20 protein-coding genes and 1 tRNA gene are annotated in these 25383 nt (G+C 56.8%); 9 read left to right on the top strand and 12 right to left on the bottom strand.

Features of this window, described 5'->3' with window-relative positions; all coding sequences use genetic code 11:
• Positions 1–42 precede the first annotated feature (42 nt).
• The 4 genes from BM316_RS14225 to BM316_RS14210 all read left to right on the top strand — a co-directional run bounded on the left by BM316_RS14225 (position 43) and on the right by BM316_RS14210 (position 3371).
• On the top strand, positions 43–702 hold the full coding sequence (locus BM316_RS14225) for an ABC transporter ATP-binding protein (protein ID WP_090209932.1): 660 nt from the start codon (positions 43–45) through the stop codon (positions 700–702).
• Positions 680–2245 carry a KpsE/RkpR family capsule polysaccharide export protein gene (locus BM316_RS14220; RefSeq protein ID WP_090209930.1) on the top strand — a complete coding sequence of 522 codons (1566 nt, stop codon included), beginning with the start codon at positions 680–682 and terminating at the stop codon, positions 2243–2245. Before BM316_RS14225 ends, BM316_RS14220 begins: the two co-directional genes overlap by 23 nt.
• Positions 2245–3078, top strand: a complete 834-nt coding sequence (gene kdsA, locus BM316_RS14215; RefSeq protein WP_090209929.1) for a 3-deoxy-8-phosphooctulonate synthase — start codon at positions 2245–2247, stop codon at positions 3076–3078. The genes BM316_RS14220 and kdsA overlap by 1 nt, the downstream gene beginning before the upstream one ends.
• 218 nt (positions 3079–3296) lie before the next feature.
• Positions 3297–3371, top strand: a tRNA-Gln gene (locus BM316_RS14210).
• Positions 3372–3492: 121 nt separating this feature from the next.
• Here BM316_RS14210 and BM316_RS14205 read toward each other — a convergent pair.
• The 4 genes from BM316_RS14205 to BM316_RS14190 all read right to left on the bottom strand — a co-directional run bounded on the left by BM316_RS14205 (position 3493) and on the right by BM316_RS14190 (position 7677).
• The gene (locus tag BM316_RS14205) at positions 3493–4590 is read right to left on the bottom strand and encodes an ABC transporter ATP-binding protein (protein ID WP_090209927.1); all 1098 of its coding nucleotides are present in this window, start codon (positions 4588–4590) and stop codon (positions 3493–3495) included.
• 4 nt (positions 4591–4594) lie between these two features.
• On the bottom strand, positions 4595–5494 hold the full coding sequence (locus tag BM316_RS14200) for a carbohydrate ABC transporter permease (protein WP_090209925.1): 900 nt from the start codon (positions 5492–5494) through the stop codon (positions 4595–4597).
• Entirely contained in the window at positions 5487–6356 is an 870-nt protein-coding gene (locus tag BM316_RS14195; protein ID WP_090209923.1) for a carbohydrate ABC transporter permease, read from the bottom strand. Before BM316_RS14195 ends, BM316_RS14200 begins: the two co-directional genes overlap by 8 nt.
• A 79-nt stretch (positions 6357–6435) precedes the next feature.
• Positions 6436–7677: an ABC transporter substrate-binding protein gene (locus BM316_RS14190; RefSeq protein ID WP_090209921.1), complete on the bottom strand. Its 1242-nt coding sequence runs from the start codon at positions 7675–7677 to the stop codon at positions 6436–6438.
• A 211-nt stretch (positions 7678–7888) separates the two neighbouring features.
• Here BM316_RS14190 and BM316_RS14185 point away from each other — a divergent pair, with 211 nt between their 5' ends.
• The 4 genes from BM316_RS14185 to BM316_RS14170 all read left to right on the top strand — a co-directional run bounded on the left by BM316_RS14185 (position 7889) and on the right by BM316_RS14170 (position 13674).
• Positions 7889–8617: a response regulator gene (locus BM316_RS14185; protein ID WP_090210414.1), complete on the top strand. Its 729-nt coding sequence runs from the start codon at positions 7889–7891 to the stop codon at positions 8615–8617.
• On the top strand, positions 8614–10068 hold the full coding sequence (locus tag BM316_RS14180; RefSeq protein WP_090209919.1) for a sensor histidine kinase: 1455 nt from the start codon (positions 8614–8616) through the stop codon (positions 10066–10068). Before BM316_RS14185 ends, BM316_RS14180 begins: the two co-directional genes overlap by 4 nt.
• Before the next feature lie 311 nt (positions 10069–10379).
• Complete coding sequence (locus BM316_RS14175; protein WP_090209917.1) at positions 10380–11972, top strand: phosphate ABC transporter substrate-binding/OmpA family protein; 1593 nt, start codon at positions 10380–10382, stop codon at positions 11970–11972.
• 220 nt (positions 11973–12192) lie between these two features.
• Complete coding sequence (locus tag BM316_RS14170; protein ID WP_090209915.1) at positions 12193–13674, top strand: type IV pili methyl-accepting chemotaxis transducer N-terminal domain-containing protein; 1482 nt, start codon at positions 12193–12195, stop codon at positions 13672–13674.
• Positions 13675–13715: 41 nt separating this feature from the next.
• Here BM316_RS14170 and cueR read toward each other — a convergent pair whose 3' ends face one another.
• From cueR to BM316_RS14155, 3 genes are all read right to left on the bottom strand, one after another.
• The gene (gene cueR, locus BM316_RS14165) at positions 13716–14105 is read right to left on the bottom strand and encodes a Cu(I)-responsive transcriptional regulator (protein ID WP_090209912.1); all 390 of its coding nucleotides are present in this window, start codon (positions 14103–14105) and stop codon (positions 13716–13718) included.
• Positions 14102–16549 carry a heavy metal translocating P-type ATPase gene (locus tag BM316_RS14160; protein ID WP_090209910.1) on the bottom strand — a complete coding sequence of 816 codons (2448 nt, stop codon included), beginning with the start codon at positions 16547–16549 and terminating at the stop codon, positions 14102–14104. The genes cueR and BM316_RS14160 overlap by 4 nt, the downstream gene beginning before the upstream one ends.
• Before the next feature lie 83 nt (positions 16550–16632).
• A complete protein-coding gene (locus BM316_RS14155; protein WP_090209908.1) occupies positions 16633–17352 on the bottom strand; it encodes a DsbA family protein in 720 nt (239 codons plus the stop codon).
• A gap of 198 nt (positions 17353–17550) precedes the next feature.
• Between BM316_RS14155 and BM316_RS14150 the strand changes: the two genes are divergently transcribed.
• Positions 17551–19167: an ABC transporter permease gene (locus BM316_RS14150; RefSeq protein ID WP_090210412.1), complete on the top strand. Its 1617-nt coding sequence runs from the start codon at positions 17551–17553 to the stop codon at positions 19165–19167.
• Positions 19168–19250: 83 nt separating this feature from the next.
• On the opposite strand, the gene BM316_RS14145 is transcribed toward BM316_RS14150, so the two are convergent.
• The 5 genes from BM316_RS14145 to bhcR form a co-directional block, all read right to left on the bottom strand.
• Positions 19251–20282 carry an extracellular solute-binding protein gene (locus BM316_RS14145; RefSeq protein ID WP_090209906.1) on the bottom strand — a complete coding sequence of 344 codons (1032 nt, stop codon included), beginning with the start codon at positions 20280–20282 and terminating at the stop codon, positions 19251–19253.
• A 168-nt stretch (positions 20283–20450) separates the two neighbouring features.
• Positions 20451–21236 carry a carnitinyl-CoA dehydratase gene (locus BM316_RS14140; protein WP_090209904.1) on the bottom strand — a complete coding sequence of 262 codons (786 nt, stop codon included), beginning with the start codon at positions 21234–21236 and terminating at the stop codon, positions 20451–20453.
• Positions 21229–23259: an acetate--CoA ligase family protein gene (locus BM316_RS14135; protein ID WP_090209902.1), complete on the bottom strand. Its 2031-nt coding sequence runs from the start codon at positions 23257–23259 to the stop codon at positions 21229–21231. The genes BM316_RS14140 and BM316_RS14135 overlap by 8 nt, the downstream gene beginning before the upstream one ends.
• Positions 23259–24419 carry an acyl-CoA dehydrogenase family protein gene (locus BM316_RS14130; protein ID WP_090209899.1) on the bottom strand — a complete coding sequence of 387 codons (1161 nt, stop codon included), beginning with the start codon at positions 24417–24419 and terminating at the stop codon, positions 23259–23261. Before BM316_RS14130 ends, BM316_RS14135 begins: the two co-directional genes overlap by 1 nt.
• Positions 24420–24530: 111 nt before the next feature.
• Positions 24531–25358 carry an HTH-type transcriptional regulator BhcR gene (gene bhcR, locus BM316_RS14125; protein WP_090209897.1) on the bottom strand — a complete coding sequence of 276 codons (828 nt, stop codon included), beginning with the start codon at positions 25356–25358 and terminating at the stop codon, positions 24531–24533.
• Positions 25359–25383: the final 25 nt, after the last annotated feature.

Genomic DNA, 25383 nt, shown 5'->3' with positions numbered 1-25383 from the left:
CTAGAAACCGACATGGCACCGAGCAAGAGATACTAAAGCGACATGCTGGAATTTTCAGAAGTCAGTAAATCATTCTGGACCGGAACCCAGCGCAAGGTCATCCTTGATCGCGCTTCATTCAGGGTCGAATTGGGAAAGTCGCTGGGTATTCTGGCGCCAAATGGCACGGGTAAAACCACGCTCATCAATATGATGGCGGGGCTGGAAAAACCTGATGAAGGCACGATCCGGCGGGATTGCCGCATATCCTTTCCGGTCGGTTTCACAGGCGGTGTTAATCAGAAATTGTCGGCAATGGAGAACTGCCGCTATGTAGCGCGGCTCTACGGTCTGGATCCCGACTACATCGAAGCCTTCTGCCGCTGGCTGTGCGATCTGGAAGAATATTTCGACCAGCCTCTTGGTTTTTATTCGTCAGGCATGCGCGCGCGGTTCACAATGTCACTGACACTTGCACTGGACTTCGACATGTATCTCGTCGACGAAGGGATGCCAGGCGCTGTTGATGCAGAATTTAACCGAAAAGCTGGCGAAATCCTCAGGCAACGCCTGGAAAATGCGACACTGGTGATCGTTTCGCATAGTCCCGAGACGCTTGAGCGTTTCGTCAAAACTGCGGCCGTGCTAAAGAACGGGCAGTTGCATATGTTTGACTCCTTGGAAGAGGCACGGGTGCTTTATGACTACCAAACCCAGGGTTAAACGGTTTCAAATCCGTCGGCGCAGTTCGCCCGAAAGCGCGCAGCCGCAAGAAACCTCTTCGGATGAAGTGGTGGAGGCGACAGAGAAACGCCAGCCGACCCATGCAGAGCAGATCGAAGCGATCAGCAAAGAGGGCCTGACCGCGCGACAACTTCGGATGGCCCGCCGCGTAGCTGTCAAAAACGGATTTGAAGCCTCGTCCGATTATGATGCCGTCAGACAATTGCGAGCGGCGGGTATCGATCCCTTCCAGCGAAGTTCTGTCGTCGATCTGGTTGCGCCGGACAAAGACAAACAATCCGGCAAGCGCGTGCGCATTCAATTGCCGGACACAACCAAGCAAGGCGAAGTTGCCTTGCCGAACCCGGCCTCTCAGGAGGCAGCAAGACGCAACGCGCAGGAAATCCTGCAAATCCAGCGCGACATTGCACGGCGGCGCAAGCGCAAACTAGCCCTGCTTTGGACACGCCTAGCCGTCTTCATCATGCTGCCCACGTTTGCTGTGGGATGGTATTTTTACAATATTGCGACGCCGATGTATGCCACAAACTCGGAAATCGTCATTCAGCAAGCCCAGCCGCAGGGCGGCGGGGGCGGCAGCCTCGCGACACTGTTTCAGGGCACCTCGATGGCGACGCAACAAGACAGTATCGCAGTACAGTCCTATCTTGCGTCACGCGAAGCAATGTTGCGCTTGGACGAAGATCACGGCTTCAAAGAGCATTTCAGCGATCCCGCTATCGATGGCATCCAGCGCTTGCCAGAAGGTGCAACCAACGAAGAGGCTTTTGGCCTCTATGAGGATCACGTCCGGATTAGTTATGACCCGACCGAAGGCATTATCCGCATGGAGGTCGTCGCAACCGATCCGATCAAAAGCTATGAATTTTCGCTGGCCTTGATTGGGTATGCCGAAGAGCAGGTAGATCAGCTGACCAGCCGTCTGAGGGCCGACCAGATGCGCGGTGCACAGCAAAGCTACGAAGATGCCGAACGTCGGCGGTCAGAAGCCCTGGCCGAATGGCTGGCGATCCAGGAACGCGTTGACCAGATTGACCCTGCCAGTGAGACTTCGGCGCGCATGGGACAAATCAACAGTCTTGAAAGTGAAAAACAGCGCCTCGAATTGGTCCTGCAGTCACGTCTGAACGTGGACCGCCCGAGCGAGGTTCAGGTCCAGACCCTACGTGATCAGATCAGCAACATTGACGATGCGATTGCCGACCTACGCGAACAACTGACAGGCAACGACGGTGACCGTATCTCACTTGCTGAACGCAATACCGAGCTTCGCACCGCCGAAGAAAACTACAACTTTCAAACCATTATGGTGCAGCAGGCGCTGACCCAGATGGAAACAGCGCGGATTGAGGCAAATCGTCAGGTTCGCTACCTCTCTCAAAGTGTCAGGCCTGTTATTCCTGACGCGGCAACCTATCCGAGGGCATTTGAAAACACGCTCTTGGCTTTCTTCATTTTCTCAGGTGTCTATCTGATGATTTCTCTCACGGCTTCGGTCCTACGCGAACAGGTCAGTTCATAATGCATACAGTCAAAATCGGCTCTTTGGAGGTCAGCAATGACCTCCCACTTCTCGTCATTGCTGGTCCCTGCCAACTGGAGAGCGAGGACCACGCACAGATGATCGCCGGGCGCATGGCAGAGGTCTGTGCCGCGCACGGTGCGCAGTTCGTGTTTAAGGGCTCTTACGACAAGGCGAACCGGACCTCACTGTCAGGAAAACGTGGCCTTGGCATGGATGAAGGGCTCAAGGTGATGCAGTCGGTGAAAGAGAGTATTTCCTGCCCTGTTTTGACGGATATTCACACAGCCGATCAATGTGCCACTGTGGCCGGGGTTTGCGATATCCTGCAAATCCCCGCCTTCTTGTGCCGACAAACTGATCTATTGCTTGCAGCAGGGGAAACAGGTGCCGTTATCAACGTCAAGAAGGGCCAGTTTCTCGCACCTTGGGATATGCCGAACGTAGTCAGCAAGATCGAGAGTACCGGCAACACTCGTATTCTCTTGACCGAACGTGGGGCGTCTTTCGGCTATAACACGCTGGTCGCAGATATGCGGTCGTTACCGACTATGGCCAAGACAGGTTACCCGGTCGTGATGGATGCGACACACTCCGTCCAGGAGCCCGGTGGCCAAGGTGGCTCTTCCGGCGGCCAGCGCGAGTTCGCTCCTGTGATGGCGCGCGCAGCTGTTTCGCTAGGGATTGCAGCGGTCTTTATCGAGACACACGAGGACCCGGACAATGCGCCGTCAGACGGACCGAATATGATTCCGCTTGATCAAATGGATGGCGTCATAAAAAGCCTCATGGCTTTTGACGGACTTGCAAAGGCAGACCCATTGCGCGTCTGATTGGCTCTATCGAAAGTGCTAGGTCGCCCCGATTGGCTTAAACACATGCAGCCGTGTTCTAGCTGTCAAAGCAGGTCAATCGTTTAATGCCAGATGGGTTTGTTGAGCAATGGACACCGGGTGAGCGGGCGATTTGGAAAGAAACCGGATTAGGTGCATTTCTTTCATATTCGGGGCTTGAACAGCCCTCGCCTTCACAGTAACTAGCATCTCGCTGTTGGGGTGTAGCCAAGCGGTAAGGCAGCGGTTTTTGGTACCGTGTACCGTAGGTTCGAATCCTACCACCCCAGCCAGCAAATCCTGAAATCGAGACTCCTTTGCTTCTGGGTAGCGATCCGACATCGGAATTGAAAAAGGCCGCGCATGGTTTCCCAGCACGACCTCTGAATGGTTCGGGTTCGTGAAAGAACGCCTTTAGTTGAGGCGCTCTCCCGTCGCCGGAACAAAGTAGGACACCTTGGACAGATCAAAGGACAGCATCTGCGGCTGTCCAGCCTTCGCCGTCGTCTCAGCATGCAATCGGGCCGTGACGGCCTTTCCGCCCAGATGTGTGACAACGAATGTATCTGCGCCTGCAGGTTCAACGATATCGATGCGGCACTCGGCCTGCTGCAGGCTCTCTCCGCTACGCTGACCAGCCTCGGCAATGTCTTCCGGCCGCACGCCGATGATCACATCATTGGGCAAACCAGAGGTGCCGGTGTCTTTCAATGTGATCGGCGTCCCGTCGGCGCCGGTAATTTCGATGACGCTTCCATTGCCGTTCGCAGTTGCCTTGGCTGGGATCAGATTCATCGCCGGACTGCCCATGAAGTCTGCGACGAACATGTTGGCAGGCCGATTATAGATCTCTGACGGTGTCCCGATTTGCTGGATGACGCCGCCCTTCATCACGACAATCTTCGTCGCAAGGGTCATCGCTTCAATCTGGTCATGGGTGACGTAGACCATCGTGGCCCCAAGGTTCTGGTGAAGCGCTTTGATTTCGGTACGCATCTCGACACGCAATTTAGCGTCAAGGTTGGACAACGGCTCATCAAAGAGGAACAGCTTCGGATCACGGACCAATGCCCGCCCCATCGCGACACGCTGGCGCTGACCGCCTGACAACTGGCTGGGACGACGGTTGAGGAGCGGCTTGATCTGCAACTGCTCAGCCACACGCTCAAGCTTGGCGTCCTGCTCGGCCTGATCCACGCCGCGGACCTTCATGCCAAATGTGATATTCTTGGCGACCGTCATCGTCGGATAAAGCGCGTAAGACTGAAAAACCATCGCGATGTCGCGGTCCTTGGGACTGACGTTTGACATATCCTGCCCGCCAATGCTCAGGGAACCGCCAGTGATCGGCTCAAGTCCAGCGATGCAGTTCAGCAGTGTGGACTTCCCGCAACCTGAGGGGCCGACCAGCACAAGAAAATCGCCAGGCTCAATCGCGACATTGATGTCCTTAAGGATCTCTGTGCTGCCATAGTTTTTGTAGAGGCCTTTGATATCAAGAATAGGTGCCATGTGATTAGCCTTTCACGGAGCCAGCGGTCAGACCGCGGATGAAGTATTTTCCGGCAATGACGTAGACGATCAGCGTCGGTAGCGCGGCGATAATCGCGGCGGCCATATCAACGTTGTATTCCTTCACACCGGTTGTTGAGTTGACGATATTGTTGAGGGCAACGGTCACGGGCTGTGTTCCCGCCTGACTGAATGAGACCCCGAAAAGGAAGTCGTTCCAGATCTGTGTGAATTGCCAGATGACAGTCACGACGATGATCGGCAGAGAAAGCGGGAGAAAAATCGACCAGAATATCCGGAAGAATCCAGCGCCATCGACCTTGGCTGCTTTGACAAGTTCAGACGGGATTGAGACGTAATAGTTCCGGAAGAAAAGTGTCGTAAATCCCAGTCCGTAGACGACATGAACAAAGATCAGGCCTGGAATGGTCCCTGCAATGCCCATCAGACCAAGCATCCTTGCCATCGGCAGAAGAACGACCTGAAACGGAATGAAGCAACCGAACAAAAGCAAGGCGAAGAAGACGTTTGCTCCGCGAAACTGCCATTGCGCGACGACATAACCGTTGATCGCACCGATCAGGGTTGAGATCAGGACTGCAGGCACAGCAATCAGGACAGAGTTCCAGAAGTAAGGCCGGACCCCTTCGCACTGGATTCCGGTGCAGGCGCCGGACCATGCTGTAGCCCAAGCATCGAATGTTACTTCGCGCGGCAGTGCAATCAGGTCACCTGTGCGGATTTCCTCAAGGCTTTTCAGCGAGGTTGTGACCATGACGAAAAGCGGCGCCAGATAGAACAGCGCGAAGGCGATGAGCAGCACATAGAGCAGCCAACGCAGTGCAACCGTAACGGCTTTGCCTTGGGTTCGTGCTGGGGTGTTTGTGAAAGCGGCATCAGTCATTTTTTGCTCGCAGTTCTGAATAGAGGTAAGGCACAACAATCGCGAAGACGACGCCCATCATCACCATGGCAGAGCTTGCTGCCTGACCAATGTCACCGCGCGAAAACGCCATCGAGAACATGTAGGTGGCTGGCAGATCGGTTGCGAAACCCGGCCCTCCGCCTGTCAACGCGATGACCAGATCAAAGCTTTTGATGGCAAGGTGTGCGAGTACGATAAAGGCGGACAGGAAGATGGGGGCCATCGACGGTATGATGATCGCCGAATAGATGCGCCAGGTCGGGATTCCGTCGATCTGCGCGGCTTTGATAATTTCACCGTCAACGGACCGCAGACCAGCCAAGAACAGCGCCATGACAAATCCGGAGCTTTGCCAGATTGCTGCAAGCACGATGGTATAGATCGCCATGTCAGAATTCACGAGCCAATCAAATCGGAAGTCCTCAAAGCCCCATCGGCGCACCATTGCTTCAAGTCCCAGACCGGGGTTCAGGATCCACTTCCATGCGGTACCTGTCACAATCATCGAAAGGGCCATTGGATACAGATAAATGGTGCGAATGGCACCTTCGGCACGAATGTTCTGATCCAGGAAGATTGCGAGAACCAGACCGAGGATCATCGAGATGCCGATGAACAGCGCACCGAAAAGAAAGAGATTTCCGAAGGCTGTATCCCAGCGGGGTGAGTCAAAAAGGCGTTCATACTGGATGAAACCTTCGATGTCGTAGCGGGGCAGCAGACGGGAGCGTGTCAATGACACCCAGCCAGTCCACGCGATAAAGCCATAAACAAAGATCAATACCGCAAGAAAGGATGGCGCAAGCATGATCTTGGGAAGGTTTCGCTCTAGAAACTGCATCTGGCGACCTCGTGTGTTTGGAGAACCCACCGCCAATGCAGGCGGTGGGGGAGTTTAGCATGAATGTCGGGATCAGTGTTTAGAGGCTGTTCGCAACAGCCGCAGCGAGTTGCTGCACAGCTTCTTCGGAGCTCATGTCAGAGTTGAAGTGCTGAGTAACAACATCTGTGATCGCACCAGACTGCGCACCGCGCAGTGCCATACCGTGCGCGTAGCTCGGCAGAAGTGAGCCGCTTTCGCTCGACGCAGACATATCTGCCGCCGAAAGAAGCGCACAGCTGTCGAATGCATCCAAAGCCACGTCTGTCCGTGCTGGGATCGACCCTTTGTTAAGGTTGAAGACCTCTTGGAAGTTCTCGCCAACGATCAGTTCAGCCAAGAGTGCCTGACCCTCCTGCTTGTCTTCACCATCAACGGCGAACATCGCAAAGCTGTCCACGTTGTAAAGGAAGCCTTCACCCGGCGTAGATGCGCAAAGGAAGTCTTCGCCAGGTGTTTTGCCAGCCGCCAGGAACTCACCCTTGGCCCAGTCACCCATGATCTGGAAGGCCGCTTCGCCGTTCATGACCATCGCCGTTGCGAGGTTCCAGTCACGACCTGGGAAGTTGGGGTCAACAAAGCCGCGCATGGTACGCATCTGGTCGAACACAGCGACCATCTCTGGCGATGTCAGTGTTTCTTCGTCCAGTTCGACGAATGCCTTGCGGAACCCATCTGCACCCAGAATGCCAAGTGCGACGGCTTCGAAGACTGTTGCGTCCTGCCATGCCTGACCGCCATGAGCGAGTGGGATGATGCCAGCTTCCTGCAGTTGCGCGGCGGCGGCGTTGAATTCTTCCCAGGTTGTCGGCATCGCAATACCGTTTGCTTCCAGAACGTCAGCATTTGCCCAGATCCAGTCGACGCGGTGTACGTTTACAGGTGCCGCGCACCATGTGCCGTCACACTGCATGTGGCCTGCAATGGATGCTGGCAGAACGTCTGCCCAACCCTCTGCTTCAGCGACGGCAGTGATATCGGCCAGAACGCCTTCTTCATACCATTCCTGAATAGCCGGGCCCTTCAGCTGGACGGCTGTTGGTGCATTGCCAGACAGAACACGTGCACGCAGCGCCTGCATCGCAGCATCGCCGCCGCCGCCAGCAACTGGCATATCAGTCCATGTGCCGCCGTTTGCTGCGAACTCTTCTTGCAGAACAGCAACAGATTTTGCCTCACCACCGGATGTCCACCAGTGCAAGACTTCGGCCTCTGGTCCAGCATGTGCCGCGCCTGCGACGCAAAGGGCCAATGCGGATACCGCCAATACGGATTTTGTCATTCTTTGATCCTCCCAAAATGACATCTCACTTAGATGTGCACCGCAGCAAACCGCGAGAGGGCCGCTTCGATCAATAATGAAACGGCGTCAATTCAAGGGCCGCCCGCAGAAATTATGCCGGTCTGTTACACGTTGTTACATCTGGATTGATTTTGTTGCCTGTTGTTACAAACCCTCTGATGACAAGATCACAGCGCGAGGGAGGCGGGCCGTGTCGATTCTGCGAATACTGGTTGTCGATGACGACCCCGAAGTCAGGTCGATGCTGACGCAGTTCTTGCAGCGCAATGGCTTGATTGCACTGCCGGCCGCCAACGAGGCCGACATCCGCAAGCACATGACCGCAGGACGGATCGACCTGATATTGCTTGATGTGATGTTGGGCGACGAGAGCGGCATCGATATCTGTGCCAAACTGCGCGAGGATGACGATGTTCCAATTATCATGGTCTCTGCCCTGTCGACCGATCAGCAAAGGATGGCAGGTTATGCCGTCGGGGCCGATGACTATATTGCCAAACCGTTCAATACGTCCCTTCTTCTCGCTCGGATCAAAGCAGTCATGTCACGCACCCGCAGGACTGCCTCGCTTGCTCACAGGCGCCGTCTTTCGCGATTTGCCTTTGCGGGTTGGCTTTACGACGGTCGCAGCGACGAGGTGAAGTCGCCAGAGGGCTATCAGGTTACGCTTTCACGACGTGAAATCAGCTTGCTCCAGGCGCTTTTGGCAAATCCGCACATCCCCCTCACCCGCGAAGAGATCGCAGCTGCCCTTGATGTCACTGGCACTGATGGTGACTCAAGCGGAAGAGCAATTGACGTGCTGGTCGGGCGACTGCGCAATAAGATCGAGAAAGACCCCAAGGATCCAAAGCTCATCAAAACCCAACGCGGTGTAGGCTATGTCTTCGCTGCGGATGTTGAAGTGACCCCCTCGTGATATCGCCACTCGGCAGCCTCAGGGTTGGCGGCGTTGCGCTTGCGGTCGTTGCATTTTTCTGTGGCGTTGGAACGGCCGCCTTATGGTTGTCGTCCAAGGCTGCATGGGACAAGCATTTGCTGCGTGCAGAACAGATGGGTGTCCTCATCTTCGAGTCTGTTCGCTCCGACCGCCCCCTGCCATCAGAAGTTTCAGAAGTCGTGCTTTCACAATCTGATCAGGCTCGCGCTGAGGCGGGCGAGTTTGAGCGGATGCGTGCTGCGCCAAGTCCGATCTTCGTCACCTACCTTACCGCGACGCCTGAGAACCCTGCCGACCGGCTGGCGTCCGGGGCGCTTCGGATCGCAATTCTTTCGCCTGATCTGGTTTACCCCATCTCAGAAATTGACCAAAGCGGTGCACATTCGCTGCCTAAAACGATGGGTGATGTGACTGCGCTGATCGCTACCTATTGCAGCGATGCATTGCTGCTGGTCAGTTTCGGTGAAACTGCATGGCGCGGGGTAAGGGGCGACGCAGTCTGGTCGTGCGACGCGGCACCGAATGACAACCGCCTAGCAGCAACACTCTTGGGGTTCCTTGCACTCTTCAGTCTTGGAAGCATTGCAGTAAACACGGCTGCACAATTCACCGCCTTTGCCGAACTGCTGCAATCCAGGCGGCGGATCGGTGCAGCTGATGATTTCGCAAGAGAGGGTCCCGAAGAACTCCAAGCGATCATTGCCGCCGTGAATGATTACCGCGATACCCAGCGTCAACACCTTGCAGATCGTGCGATGGTTTTGTCCGGCGTAAGCCATGACCTCGGTACGCCTGCGCTTCGGCTGAAACTACGCAGTGAGTTGATCGCAGACGAGGAGTTGCGGAAAAAATTCGACTCCGACATTGATCAGATGACCGGAATTATCGAAAGCGTTCTGACTTACACGCGCGCAGAACTGAATACGGAAGAACCGCGAAGGGTCTCTCTGACCTCACTGATCGACGCAACCGTCGCGGACTACGCAGACATCGATAAACCGGTTATTTTCGAGAAAACCGAGCGCGTCGTCATAAAAGGGGGACAATCCATTTTCATGTCTCGCCGTGGCAGCACTGAATTGACCGACACCTCACAAGTGATCGTGCACGCCCGTCCGATTGCCCTTCAGCGCGCGTTATCCAATCTAATTGACAATGCCCTCAAATACGGGCGCCGCGCCGCGGTGCGTTTGGAAACAGAGGCAACTCAGGTGCACATCCTTGTTGAAGACGAAGGTGGCCCGACCGCAATTAGCGAAATCAACGCGCTGACCGCTCCTTTCCAACGAGGCAAAAACGCCACACCAATCCCTGGCTACGGAATGGGACTAACAATCGCGTCTACTATCGCATTGGAACACGGAGGGAGCTTGAGTTTCGCAGAAGGAAAGGCTGGTCTGATCGCCCGTCTGACGATCGCTCGGGGCTAAACCATGCGTTGAAGCCTGATTGTTCTCGAATCGCGATACAATCCAAGTCGAGCACTCAGATTGCTGAAACCACGCCCGGAGCCGTGAGAAAGTGGCGAAACACGCCAAATTCGGCTGAAACAGGCCGGCTGGGACCGCGATCTTTCTACAAAACAAACATTCTCTCGACACAATTTGCCCCAAATTCGCGTGTTTGTTTCCTCTCATGATCTTGCTTGGAGGTGATGTCGCAATTCCGACACCCTCAATCACAACAACGGTCGACGGGCCCGGGAAGGCTCTGAAACGATAGAGGAGAGAAGACTTTGGCGATGAAGCTTAAGAAAACACTCAAGACGTCTGCGGCGAGCCTGGCTCTCGCCTCCGCGTTCTTGGCACCGTCAGCTTCGCTGGCACAGGATGTTACGCTGGTATCGACCGATGGCACAATCAATGTCACCGGTCAGTTTATTTCGTTTGAAAATGAAACATACGTTCTGCGGACCGCCTTGGGTGATCTGCGGATCGCCGCAAGCAGCGTGATTTGTGAAGGTGCTGCTTGTCCAACGTTTGAAACAGCTTCCGCCGATGTAACAATCGTGGGTTCTGAAGCAATCGGCCTTGGCATGATGCCATTGCTGATGACCGGCTTTGCCGCTTCGCTGGATGCGGATGCTGAAATCACAAACTCCGCCGCTGGCGAGTCGATTGCAACGCTGATTGACGATGGTGGCTTTGGCGACGAGATCGGTTCTTATCTCGTTTCGTCCACGGATGATGACAATGCATTCGAGGCACTGCTGGAAGGTGACGCCGCGATCGGTATGTCATCTCGTCGTATCACTCAGGACGAAGCTCGCGCACTCCGCGCAGATGGCGCTGGCAGCATGGTGAGCCCAACGCAAGAACGGATTATTGCGGTGGACAGCATGGTCGTCGTCACACACGACTCGAACCCTGTCGATCAGCTTTCGTCAGAACAGCTTGCCGGCATCTTCTCCGGACAGATCACCAATTGGTCTGAAGTTGGTGGCCCTGACCGCGAAATCAATGTGATCTCACACGAGCAAAATTCGGCGTCCTATGACTACTTCATGTCGTATCTTTATGGTGAGGACCGCCCAGCGTTCCGTCCGCAAGCCATTGCAGCGGATGATCAGGCCATGTCGAACGTCATGTTCCATGACCGCAACGCCATCGGCTACCTTGGCTATGCGTTCCAGCGTGGCGCCAAGCCCGTTCAGCTGCTGAACGAGTGCGGAATCTCGACACAGCCTGATGCGTTCTCGGCCAAGACCGAGGAATACGAACTCAGCCGTCGTATGTATCTCTACAATCGCTCCGACAATCTGGATGATAGCGCGCAAGCTTTCCTCGACTACGTCATGTCGAACGAAGCTGACAGCGTGATCGGCAAATCCGGCTTTATCGATCTGGGTATCGTTCGCCGCAGCCAAGGTGAAGATGACCCACGTCGTGCAGCCCTGATCCAGGAGACACAGCGTTATGACATCGGTTTCGAAGGCGAAATCATGTCTGACATGCTCACCGAAATGTCTAACTACGACCGCTTGTCGACAACGTTCCGCTTCCGGACAGGCTCCTCCCGCCTCGACGAACGTGGCCGTCTCGATTTGCAGCGTCTGATCGCATATCTTGAGGACATGCCCGTCGGGACAGAGATCGCCGTTGTTGGTTTCACCGACGATGTCGGCCCGTTCGAAGCCAACCGTGCCCTTGCCATTGAGCGCGCAGGTGCGGTGCTGGATGAAATCCGCGACGCTGCTGGCGACCGCCTTGCTGGCATCAACATGGTGACAAAAGGCTACGGTGAAGTTGCACCATCTGCCTGCAACGTCTCAGAGCGTGGACGCGGTATCAACCGCCGTGTCGAAATCTGGATCGCAAGCACGACTGAAAGCTAAGTCTTTCCATCCAGAGCGGCAGGCATCAACGCAGATGCCTGCCGCTTTCTTTTACGATTGTCGCTTCTTGATGGCTGCGATTGGCCATGAGCCGGACGGCCCGCGTATTGGGCGCTTCCTTCCGATGTTATAACTGCGTGTTGTTTAATGAGTATTCCTTTGGCCAAAGGTTGGTAGGGCAAAATGCGCGTGCACGTCCCTACAAAGATAGGAACCAACGATGCACAACCGGGATTCTGAATCTCAACGATCTGTTCTCACGACATTTGCGAATGCTAAAGGTGGCAGCCAGGCTTTGATCTTTGCTTTGGCTGTCATTGCATTTCCCACAACCGGGCTTTGGCAACCCACAATCGCCAACGCCGAGACTGCAAATACAGAAGTTGCAAACGGTGGAAAGGCGCGCGTTAGCCGCTCTGCGAGTTTGCGCTCACTCACCGAAGCTGTCGCATCGGCCAGTTGCCGAATTGATGCTGGCATCGGCACCGATCTAGCCCGCGCAGAACTCAAGAATGCATCAGAAGATTTCAGCGCGATTATCACAGGTCTGATTGATGGCGATCCTGCACTTGGTATGCCCGGACCTGAACGCCGCGCACGGACGCTGACGTCACTTCAAGCCACTGCCGACCTTTGGAAACCGCTCGCTTCTGCCGCACAGAATCTCGCGACTGGGGCTGGAGAAAGCGCAGATGCCACCATCATTGCGGCAAACTATGCTGAACTCTTCGCCCAGACTGAACAGACGGCATCCGATGTGTCCGGGCAATATGCCGATCCACAGTCGTTGCTGCAAAGCGATGCGACCGTTCTCAATTTCGCGGTCCGTCAGCGGGCGCTGGCATATCGTATGACCCGCGCCATGTGCCAGTTGGCCGCCGGAACCGGAGACGAGACAACTGCCGCGGAACTTGCCGAAACTGTCGATCTGTTTGATCGAACGCTTATTGCGTTGCGCGATGGCTTTCCGGCGGCAGGCATCAACCCGCCCCCGAATGAGACGGTCTCAGACCGCTTGAGTGAAATCTTCACTGTCTGGCGTGGTGTGCGCGGCATCTATGACAATGCCATTGCCGGAAATACGCCGACGGTTGCGGACGTTGAGGCTTCCGCGGACCTGACAGCGCGACTTTCTGTGGCGATGAATAATGCAATCACGCTCTACCTTATCGCAACTCCGGGACAGGACGACGTCTATCGAATCCCGCTGGAAGCCTACGCGCGCAATGAGCTTGCCGGCTGGATGACTGATCCTGCCGTCATCGCGGCTCTGCAATCGCAGAATATGGCGCACAGCGACCTGAATGAAGACGCGGTTGTCGCGCTTGATCAGCAATGGCGCGCGGAAGCTGGTGAAGGCGGGGGTCCACTCATCAATCGTCTTCTGAGCAGCGACGTGTCCGGATGGCTACGGACAAAACAGGACGCGACGGCAGGTTTTGTGACCGAGGTGTTCGTGATGGACAACAAAGGTCTCAACGTGGCCCAGAGCGTCGAAACATCTGATTACTGGCAGGGCGACGAGGCAAAGTGGCAGCAAACCTATCTGGTCGGGCCCGAGGCTTTACATATCAGTGATGTGGAATTCGACGACAGCACGGGGTTCTATCAATCGCAGGCATCGCTTCCGATCACGGATCCCGACACAGGCGAGGTGATTGGCGCCGTCACATTCGGCATCAACGTGCAAAGCCTGATGTAAATGCGCTCAATGATCAGCGGGCCCCAACGGGCCCGCTTTTTTTAGGCTTCTTGTCCAAGCTTTTGAAGGATCGGGCAATCAGGCCGGTCATCCCCGGCACAACTTTCGACAAGCTCCGAAAGGGTCCGCTGCATGTCTTGCAGATCCGCAATCTTGGATTCGATCTCATTCAAATGATCCTGTGCGATTGCACGAACATCTGCACTCGCACGTGAACGATCTTCCCATAAAGCCAGCAAATTGCGGCAATCCTCAATCGTGAAACCCAGCGCCCTCGCACGGCCCAGAAAGGTCAGTTTGTGCGTATCGGTTTCGCGAAAAGCGCGATACCCGTTATTGTCGCGAAGTGGCTTTACCAGACCGATATCCTCGTAATAGCGGATGGTCTTGGCTGGCAGGCCAGAGAGTTTGGCAGCTTCTTTAATGTTCATCCTGCGGCCTCTACTTTTGGCACCCAACCCAGGCGCAAAGCGTTTGACAGGACAAAGACGCTCGACAAAGCCATCGCGCCCGCCGCAAGCATAGGCGACAGAAGTGGCCCGCCGAACACGTAAAGCACGCCTGCTGCAACCGGGATGAGGGCAGTATTATAGGCGAAGGCCCAGAATAAGTTTTCACGGATGTTCCGCATGGTTCTGCGGCTGATCTCGAAAGCGTTCACCACCCCGCCAATCGAACCAGACATCAAGACAACATCGGCACTTTCAATGGCAACATCTGTGCCAGTTCCAATCGCGATACCGACATCAGAAGCAGCGAGCGCCGGAGCATCGTTGATACCATCACCGACAAAGGCGATCTTTCCATGTTCGTCGCGCAAGGCATTTATTGCCCGCACCTTCCCATCTGGAAGCACCTCTGCCACCACATGATCAATACCGACGCGTTTTGCGATCACCTTGGCCGTGGCAGCATTGTCGCCGGTGATCATGGCAACCTGCTTTCCCATACGATGCAACGCGGCAATGGTTGCTGGTGTGGCCTCTTTGACCGGATCAGAGACACCGATAAGCGCGGCAAGCTTGCCATCGATCGCGGCATAAAGCGGTGTTTCACCGTTCGAGGCGATTTCTTCGGCCAAGTTGCTCAATGCGCCGAGGTCGATCCCATGTTTGACCATCAAACGATCTGCACCAATCAGAACTTCACTTTCGCCGACACCGGCCTCAATTCCAAAACCCGTCAGCGTTTTGAATTTTTGCGGAGCGGCAATTGACAACCCTTTTTCCTTGGCGGCACGTACAATCGCCTGAGCAATCGGGTGTTCACTATGGCTTTCGACGCTCGCGACCTTCTGCAGAACCGCGTCAGCATCATGGTCAACCACCTCAAAAGTCGTGAGCGCCGGGCGACCTTCCGTCAACGTGCCTGTCTTATCAAAGGCTACGACACTCACGTCCTGAAGTGCTTGAAGCGCATCTCCTTTGCGGAACAAGACGCCCATTTCAGCCGCGCGTCCTGTGCCGACCATGATCGATGTCGGCGTCGCAAGTCCCATCGCACAAGGACAGGCCACAATCAGGACAGCAACCCCGGCGACAAGCGCAAAACTCAAGGCCGGATCAGGCCCGAAAATCAGCCACATTCCGATAGTTACCGCAGCAATAACCAACACTGCTGGCACGAAATACATCGTAATACGGTTGACCAGATCCTGAATAGGCAGCTTTGCCCCTTGTGCGTCTTCGACCATCCGAATGATCTGCGAAAGCATTGTGTCTTCGCCAGTTTTGGTCACGCGGAAACTAAAGGCCCCTGCCCCGTTCACCGTCCCACCCGTCACAGTTTGGCCCTCCACCTTTTCGACAGGAACAGGCTCACCTGTGATCATGCTTTCATCGACGAAGCTGCTTCCTCGCACAACCGTGCCATCAAGCGCCACACGTTCACCTGGGCGGACCCGCACGATTTGGCCGACCGAGATCTCATCAATGGGGACTTCGCGCGCGTCGCCTTCAATCTCGACCATAGCCGTTTTGGGCTGAAGGCCGACAAGCTTACGGATTGCTTCACCGGTGCGCCCTTTGGCGCGCGCCTCCAACCAGCGCCCCAATAGAATAAGCGTCACGATCACTGCCGCAGCCTCATAATAGACCGCGCGCGTCCCCTCCGGCAAAAGTGATGGGACAAATGTCGCGATGGTCGAGAAGCTCCAAGCGGCCAGCGTCCCGATTGCAACGAGGGCATTCATATCCGGTGCACCTTTTAGGAGCGCGGGTATGCCGCGTTCAAAGAAAATTCGCCCGGGCCATGCAAGCACAAGAGTAACGAGCACAAACTGGATCAACCAGCTTGTCTGCAACCCGATTGTCTGCGCGATCAGATGATGCATGCCCGGAACAAAGTGACTGCCCATTTCCATGATGAAAACCGGCAGTGTCAGAATGCCAGCAACAAGAACCCGACGAGAAAGGGCCTCAGCCTCAGCGCTTTTGCGCTCGGTTGATACTGTCGCATCGATGCGCGGCTTGGCCTTGTAGCCTGCCTGTGTCGAGACACCTGCAAGTATCTGGGGCGTTGTCGCACCATTCACGTACTTCACCGTGGCAGTTTCGGATGCGAGGCTGACCGCAACTTCCGAAACGCCCTCCGCACCCTCCAAGGCCCGCTCGACGCGACCAACGCAGGAGCCACAGTTCAACCCTTCCACGTCAAGAACGACCTGATCAAGGGTGGCGGGATAACCTGCGGCATCCAGCGCCTCGGTCAGCGCAGCAGGGTTGGCAGGGGCATCATATATCACAGTCGCATTTGCGTTCGCGAGATTGACCGCCACCACCGATACACCTTCAACCTCTGAAAGTGCCTTTTCGGCGCGGCCAACACATGATCCGCAATTCAGACCATTGAGCTGCATTTTGATTGTCTGAGACATTTTGGCGGCGTCCTGTTGTTCCGGTCGCCACCTACATAAAGGTTCCACTCACTGGAAGGTCAAGGGGGACCTTTCAAGACTCGCTACTCAGAACGGGCCTGCGCAACAAAACTCTGCAAATCCTCAAGCGGAACTGCTCCTGGTACGACCGCATCGCCGATGACGAACGCGGGTGTCCCGGTAATTCCAAGCGCCTGCGCGAGTTCGCGGGTGTCCTCAATGTGCGTCGTCACAGCCGCGCTTTCCATGTCAGCACGTAGCCGGTCGATATCAAGCCCAAGATCACGTGCAGCCGCGATGATGGACGCCTCCTCGGCCCGGCCGCGAAGTTCCATCAGCGCCCAATGCATTTCCTCGTATTTTCCCTGTTCACGGGCAGCAAGTGCAGCGCGCGCCGCAAAGACCGAACCTTCACCCAAAATTGGCCATTCACGATAGACGACACGGACATCTTCATCGTCACCCAACAACGCCTTCACATCGGCCGCAGCGCGTTTGCAGTAAGGGCAGTTGTAGTCGAAGAACTCGACCACGATGGCTGTCGGCTCTTCGGCGCCTACGTATGGCGCATTGGGGTCACCTTCCAGAAAGTCGCGGCGTTCTTGCAAGACCTGAGCACCAGCGGCCATCTGTGCAGCTTGTCGTTCCTGCTCAAGGATGGCGACAGCCTCTATGATGATCTGCGGGTTTTCAAGGATGGCCTGTAGCGCAAGCTCCTTGACCCGGTCTTCTGACAGCTCTTGCGCAACAGCGGAAAGTGGCCACACAGCCAAAGCACACGCCAAACCAATTTTTCTGAACATCAAACGCCTCATCAAGTTTTCGCGCGCAGTGAAACATGACGCGTCAGAAGTCACCAGACACAACTGCGTCACTTTGGTGCATCGGTATGCGTGCTAGTGCCGCATCGGTCGTCTTGTCAACTTGCTCAGAACGCGCCTGCAGAGTAGGTCCGAGGCATGACAACCACCGCGTTCAGACCCCGGAAAAGTAAGTCGCCGATGACACGTGTCTTCGGCGTGGTTGCCGTTCTGGTCACTATCATTTGCGTTATTCCTTACATCGGGGTGATCACGGCAGCTGCATCCGGGTCATTTGATACGTTGGCCCATTTGGCTGACACGGTCTTGGGCCGCTACACTCTGACAACCGTGATCCTTGTCGCACTTGTGATGATCGGCAGCGCGGCAATCGGGGCCGGGGCCGCATGGTTGGTGACCATGACAGAGTTTCCGGGGAGACGGTGGATGGAAATCGCACTGGCACTGCCACTGGCGTTTCCGGCATATGTGCTGGCCTATGGATATACGCACGTTCTTGACCATCCGGGTATAGTACAAACAACGCTGCGGGACCTGACAGGATGGGGGCCACGCGACTACTGGTTCCCTGAAATCCGGTCGTTAGGCGGTGCAGCACTGATGCTGACTTTGGTGCTTTATCCATATGTTTATCTGCTCGCGCGCGCTGCGTTTGCAGCCCAAGGGGCGAGCACCTTTTTGGCGGCGCGGGTATTGGGGCAGTCTCCGCTCAATGCCTTCTTTTTTGTTTCGCTCCCTATGGCACGTCCAGCTATTGCATCAGGCGTTATGCTTGTTGCGATGGAGACGATTGCCGATTTTGGCACGGTTGCCTACTTCGGCGTGCAGACCTTTGCTGTCGGGATTTACACGAGCTGGTTCACGATGGCCGACCGGGCCGCAGCTGCGCAACTCGCCCTGGGATTGCTCGCCTTTGCATTATTCCTGGCAATTCTCGAGCGAACATCACGCGGCGGCGCAAAGTACGCAAACGGACGCCGGAATGCGCCGATGCAAAGGATCAAGCTGAGCGGCACACAAAGGATTGTCGCGAGCTTCTTCTGCTTCTTGCCAATTCTCATGGGAGTTATCTTGCCAGTTGCGGCTTTGGGCACAATGGCAGTTGGATCGGAACAAGACCTTCTCAGCCCTCGCTATCTAGGCTTCATCCGAAATTCGTTGATGTTGGCGAGTATCGCGGCGGCACTTGCCGTTTTTGCAGCCCTCGTCCTTGGCACACTGCACCGAGCGAAGGATAGCCGGACCACCGGCGCAGCACTCTATCTGGCGCGGATCGGCTATGCGGTGCCGGGTGGTGTTATTGCTGTAGGGCTGTTGGTGCCTTTCGCGGCGTTTGACAACACTCTGGATGCATGGATGCGGGCCAATTTCGACATCTCGACGGGTCTGCTGTTTACCGGCTCGATCTGGCTTCTGATCTTTGCCTATCTGATCCGCTTCTTGGCGGCTGCGATCGGCGCTTATGAAGGCGGGATCGCCAGCGTCGGCACCAATATGGATGCCGCCGCGCGCACACTCGGGCAAGACATGCCGGGGATGGTGCGCAGGATTCATCTTCCCCTCTTGCGCACTAGCCTGCTGACGGCAGGGCTGATCGTGTTTGTCGATGTGATGAAAGAGCTACCCGCCACCCTAATCATGCGCCCCTTCAACTATGACACGCTGGCAGTGCAGGCCTATCGCCTCGCTTCTGACGAGCGGCTCGAAGGGGCGGCGGTGCCGAGCCTTGTGATTGCCGCTATCGGGTTGATCCCTGTCGTTCTGCTGTGCCGCCGGATCGGCAAAGGCCGTGCTTGATAAGGCCATCCCAGAAGCAACTAACGTGAACAAAAAAGGGCGTCACCGCAGTGACGCCCAGTTTAGAGTGGATGCGTGGGGCCTTATTCCCAGCCAACCTCATTAAAGATGCGCTGCGCGGTTGGGACGTTCTTGGCAACGGCGCTCAGATCAACCGCGTCGGGGCGGAAGAGACCCAATGCGGCAACTGATGGCGCAAGACCCACGCCAGGCACGCCTGGATATTCGTCGTTACCTGCGCTGAAGTACTCCTGCGCCTGATCTGAGGCGAGGTACTCAAGGAACAGGATGGCATTGTCGCGGTTTGGTGCGTTGGCAGCCACGCCACCGCCGGAGAGGTTCATATGCGCCCCTTCCGCGTTCTGGGCAGGGAAAACCCAGCCGATGTTTGCCATATCTTCGGCACCGAGACCGTCTACGTCTTTCCGGAGCGCGCGGGCGAAGTAGTAGGTGTTCGAGATCGAGATATCGCATTCACCAGAGACCAAACCGCGCAACTGGTCAGTATCGCCCCCTTGTGGATCGCGAGCGAAGTTGTTGACCATGCCTTGCGCCCATTCTTTCGCAGCTTCTTCTCCATGGTTCTCAATCACGGCCGACAGAAGGCTTTGCGAATAGACGTTGGTGGATGACCGATGGCAGACCATGCCTTCGTAAGCCGGGTCAGCGAGTGAAACGTAATCCATTGGCGGATTTTCGACGTCGTTCTTGTCGTAGAAGATGATCCGCGCACGCTGGCTGAAGCCAAACCACTGGTTGTCGGCGTCCTGCAGGTTTTGCGGAATGCGTGCTTCGAGCACGTCGCTGTCAACGGATTGGAGGATGCCAGCGTCCTTGGCGCGCTCAAGACGTGAGCTGTCGACGGTCAACAGGATATCGGCTGGCGAGTTCGCACCTTCGGCCTGCATTCTGGCAATCAGCTCGTCGGCGTTGCCTTCGATGCGGTTGATGGTGATGCCTGTCATATCTGTGAAGTCAGAATACAGACGCTCATCAGTGTCGTAGTGACGCGACGAGTAGAGGTTCAGTTCGCCGTCAGCATAGGCTGCGACGCCGGAGGCCAGCGACGCAACAGCGGTGGTCACGGCCAGAGAAGCTTTCAGTGATGGACGCATTTGTTTCCCCTGCGTTGATGTTTATCACGCGGCGGAACCTGACAAAAAGTATCGGAAATAGCAAGTATTCCTGATTATTTTTGTTGGTTTATTTTAAGATGCTGATTTGTATTATGTTTTTGACGTTGCTGTCTGGTCTTGGCCTGCCCGCCCCCTGCGACAAACCGTCTACCGCCCCTTCCAGACCGGATCACGTTTCTCGGCAAAGGCGCGTGCGCCTTCTTTCTGGTCCTCCGACCGATAGAGTCGCTCCACCGTTTCAAACTGGCTCTTGGTAATCTTGTTCATGGCGTCCTGGAACTTCATGTCCTCGGCCTCGCGCACGATCTCTTTCAGCGCGGCATAGACCAGCGGTGGCCCCGAGGCGATGAGGTCGGCCATCTTGCGTGCCTCTGCCATAAGCTGATCCGCAGGCACCACGCGGTTGATGAGGCCCCAGCGGGCGGCTTCTTCGGCGTCGATCCAGCGCCCTGTCAGGAGCATTTCCATCGCGATGTGATAGGGGATGCGCTTGGGCAATTTAACCGAAGCCGCGTCGGCCACGGTGCCGGACCGGATTTCCGGCAGGGCAAAGGTGGCATGGTCCGCGGCGAGCAGGATGTCACCCGAGAGCGCCAGTTCCAGCCCACCCCCGCAGCAGATGCCATTGATCGCCATGATCACCGGCTTGTTCAGCCCGCGCAACTCCTGCAAGCCGCCAAAGCCGCCCTTGCCGTAGTCACCGTCAACTGCGTCGCCCTCAGCGGCTGCTTTCAGATCCCAACCGGGGCAGAAGAATTTATCGCCCGCAGCCGTCACAAGCGCCACGCGCAGGTCGGGATCATCGCGGAAGTCGGTAAAGATCTCCCCCATAATCCGGCTGGTCACCAAGTCGATCGCGTTGGCCTTGGGCCGGTCGAGTGTCACTTCAAGGACATGGCCGCGCCGTGTGGTCTTGATCGGGCTGTCAGTCATCGGGCTCTCCTGTCGTGATAAGGGCGTCGGCGGCGGTGGCATGGTCGGACCCACACATCAGCGGGTTGATTTCGACCTCATAGGGGTGGTGTGTCAGCACATAGTCCTGCAGTGCGAGGACAGAGTCGATGATGGATTGCAGATTGGCGGGTGATGCCCCGCGGTAGCCTCGCAGCAGCGGGGCGATGCGGAGATGCGCGAGGGCTCGCCCGATATCGTCATCGCTGACAGGCAGGATCAGGCTGACGCTGTCGTTCAGGATTTCCGTCAGAGTGCCCCCTGCGGCGAGGGTCAGCACGTAGCCATGTGCGGGGTCGAGGACCACGCCGATCAGGAGTTCCGCAACCGTGCCAGTGATCATCTCTTCCAGAAGGAAGCTGTCAGTTGGCATGGCGACGGCGGCATTTTTCACCGCTTCCGGTGTAGCGAGATTGAGCGCCACAGCCCCTGCCTCGGTCTTATGCGTGATGCCTTCGCCTTTGAGGACCACGGGATAGGTGAGCTGCGCGGCTACCTCTGAGAGGATAGCGCGCGTAGTCCGGATCGCGGTTGGTGTGCGGATGCCGTGGGCGCTTAGGGCGGCTTTGGCCTCGGCTTCGGTGAGGGTTTGGCCAGCGCGAATCACTGGTGGCGGTGCTGGTGTCCAGTCTGGCGCGATGCGCCCGAGGGAAGCTGCAACAGTGATCGCCTCCAGCGCCTCGTCCAGCCCGCAGAATGGCAGGATGCCTTGGGTGATGAGCCGTTCGGCGACCTCTTCGGGGATGTTCTCGACCAACGAGCCAAGGATCGCGACGGGCTGGCAGCTGGCCTCTTGCGCGCGGGCCACGGCGTTGCAGACGAGATCCCAATCGGGATGGGTGCAGCGGTCGGGGCGGGGGAAGTCGAGGATCACAATCCCGAGTGCCACGGCGGGCGTCATCATGGCGGTGAAGGTCGCGGCCATGGCGTCCTCGTTGCCCCAGATGAAGGTGTGGTAGTCGAGCGGATTCGACAGGGCGACCAGCAGGCCGAGGGTGGCGCGCAGCTGCTGGCGCTGCGTGTCAGTGAGCGATGGGAAGCTGATTTCTGTGCCATGGGCGGTATCGGCCATCAGGCTTGCTTCGCCGCCCGAACACGACATTGATGCAATCGCGGTTGAGGGCAGCGGCCCTAGGACATGCAGCAGTTTCAGCGACTCCAGCAGCGCAGAGAGCGACCGCACCCGTCCCACGCCCAGCCGTGCCAGAAGTGCGTCCGCGCCTGCGTCGCTGCCCGCGAGCGAGGCGGTGTGCGACACGGCGGCCTTTTGTGCCTGCTCGGACCGACCGATCTTGAGCGCGACGATAGGTTTGCCGATGCTTTGTGCGTAATGCGCAAGTTCGGTGAAGCCCGCGAGGTCGTCGATGCCTTCAATATAAAGCCCGAGAGCCGTGACCTTTGGATCCGAGAGTAGCGACTTGCCGACCTCTGACAGCCCCGTCTGCGCCTGATTGCCGACGGTTACCACATAGGCAATAGGCAACCCGCGTTTCTGCATGGTCAGATTGATCGCGACATTCGAGGACTGGGTGATCAGGGCCACACCGCTTTCGACCCGCTTGCCGCCGTGCTGGTCAGGCCAGAGAGTAACGCCGTCGCGGTAGTTGAGGAACCCATAGCAGTTGGGACCAATAATCGGCATATCGCCTGCGGCCTCCAGCAAGGCCGTCTGGAAATTGGTGCCGTCGGCGTCCTCGGCGGAGGCCTCCTTGAAACCCGATGCAAAGCAGACCGCGCCACCTGCACCCATAGCGGCAAGGTCTCGGATCACATCGATAGTGGCAAGGCGGTTGACCGCGACATAGGCCGCATCAGGAGCGTGAGGCAGGTCGGCAATCGACCGATAAGGAATCAGACCCGCGATGTCCTCCTTTGTCGGATGCACCATCCAGAGGTCTCCGGCAAAGCCGATCTTCTGGCATTGCCGGAGCACGGCCTCGCCCCATGCGCCGCCGCCGATGACCACGATGGACTTGGGGCGGAAAAGCCGCCCGAGGCGATCCATCAGGCGCCCAGAGGCCGCAGGAGCTCGCGGCTGATGATGTGGCGCTGGATTTCCGAGGTGCCGTCCCAGATACGTTCGACGCGGGCGTCGCGCCAGAAACGCTCGATGGGGAAGTCATTCATCAGCCCCATGCCACCGTAAATTTGCAGCGTCGCGTCTGTCACGCGGGCAAGCATTTCTGTGGCGTAGACCTTGGCGGAGGCGATTTCACGATTGGCGGGCAGGCCCTGATCAAGCCGCCAAGCCGCGTTCAGGGTCAGCAGATCGGCGGCGTCGATCTCGGTGATCATATCGGCAATCTGAAAGCTGACGCCCTGAAACTTGCCGATGGGCTGGCCGAATTGCTTGCGCTCAGCCGCGTAAGAGAGCGCGTAGTCAAAGCAGCGCCGCGCGCGGCCCACAGACATGGTGGCGACCGTGATCCGCGTGGCATAGAGCCATTCGTTCATCACCGCAAAACCGCCGTCCACCTCGCCCAATACTTGCGCATGAGACAGGCGGCAGTCGTCAAAATTCAGGACGCAGTTCTTGTAGCCACGGTGGCTGACGGACTTGTAGCCTTCGCGCACCTCGAAGCCAGGCGTGCCGCGATCCACAAGGAAGGCGGTAATCCGCTTTTTGGGTCCGCGTGTGGTTTCATCAACGCCGGTGGCCACGAAGACGATGAAGAAATCCGCGTGATCCGCGCCTGAAATGAAGTGCTTCGACCCGTTCAGCACCCAATCGCCGCCCTGCCGGACCGCCGTGCATTTCATGCCCCGCACATCCGATCCGGCGTCGGGTTCGGTCATGGCGAGCGCGTCCATCCGTTCCCCGCGCACCGCAGGCAAAAGATAGCGGTCTTTCTGGTCACCCTCGCAGGCCATCAGGATGTTCTGAGGCCGCCCAAAGAAATGGTTGAGCGCCATAGACCCGCGCCCCAACTCACGCTCGACCAGCGCGAATTCCAAATGGGACAGGCCCGCGCCACCGACACTTTCAGGAAAATTGCAGGCATAGAAGCCTAGTTCAATCGTCTTGCGCTTGATCTCGTCAGCGACCTCTTTGGGGACTTCACCTGTGCGCTCGACAAGGTCTTCGTGGGGATAGATTTCGTTCTCGACGAATGTGCGCACGGTATCGACGATCATCTGTTGTTCGTCGGTGAGGCCGAAGTGCATGGTGTCCCTCCCTTGGTCTTTCAGCCGACGTTAGGTAGGGTGCTCCATGAAGTCATGCAAAATCACGCCTGATACTGGCCAATGGCCGACACCTGCGAAAAAGGAGACACGCTAGCCAGCGGGTCGATAGTTGCCACCAGTAGCACGCGTCAGCCTTTCGGCAGCATCAATCACCTCTTCTGCAAGCACTTGAATCCGGTCGTCAGTGATACGGGACGTCGGTCCTGAGACCGAGATACCTGCAACAGCCTCCCCGTAAACGTTGAACACGGGCGCAGCGATACACCGCATGCCTATGTTGCGCTCCTCTCCGTCAAAAGCGTAGCCGCGTGCGCGGGTTTCGCGCAGATCAGCAATCATCGTTTCAGGATCGGTCAATGTATGCGGGGTGAATTTCTCCAGCTTGCTTGCGGCAAGTACCTGTCGCTGACGAGCATCATCCATGCGTGACAACAAAGCCTTACCGATACCAGAGGAATGCATCGCGCCTTCAGTACCCGGAGGAAAGAAGGCACGGATCGTGGCGTGGGTTTCGACTTGCCCCAGAAAGAGCACTTTGCCCCCTCTTTCGATCCCGAGGTTTGCCGTTTCGCCTGTCGCTTCCATCAAGTGTCGCATGATCGGTCGCGCACGTTCGACTAGGGACGTGCGCCGCAAAAAGTGCGATCCCGTCATGAACGCAGCTGGACCAATGTTCCAGGTCTGCCCGATCTCATCAAAATCCACAAAACCGCGCCCCTGAAAGGTCGTCAGCACGCGGTAGACGGTTGCTGGCGATTGGTCGAGCGCACTTGCAAGCTCTGACAAGGTTGCCCCCTGCAGTTCCCCCAGCTTCACCAACACCTCAAGCGCGCGATCAAGCGACTTTATCGTATTTTGGTCGCCCTTATCGTCCCAAGCGCGTGGGCGGCCCCGCCCTCTTTTGACATCCTGATCCATAATTTTTCCATTTGTGAAATGAATT

Source organism: Yoonia litorea (assembly GCF_900114675.1).
Lineage (GTDB): Bacteria > Pseudomonadota > Alphaproteobacteria > Rhodobacterales > Rhodobacteraceae > Yoonia > Yoonia litorea.
The sequence above is the reverse complement of the archived record's forward strand: the minus strand, read 5'-3'. Positions and strand labels throughout refer to the sequence as shown.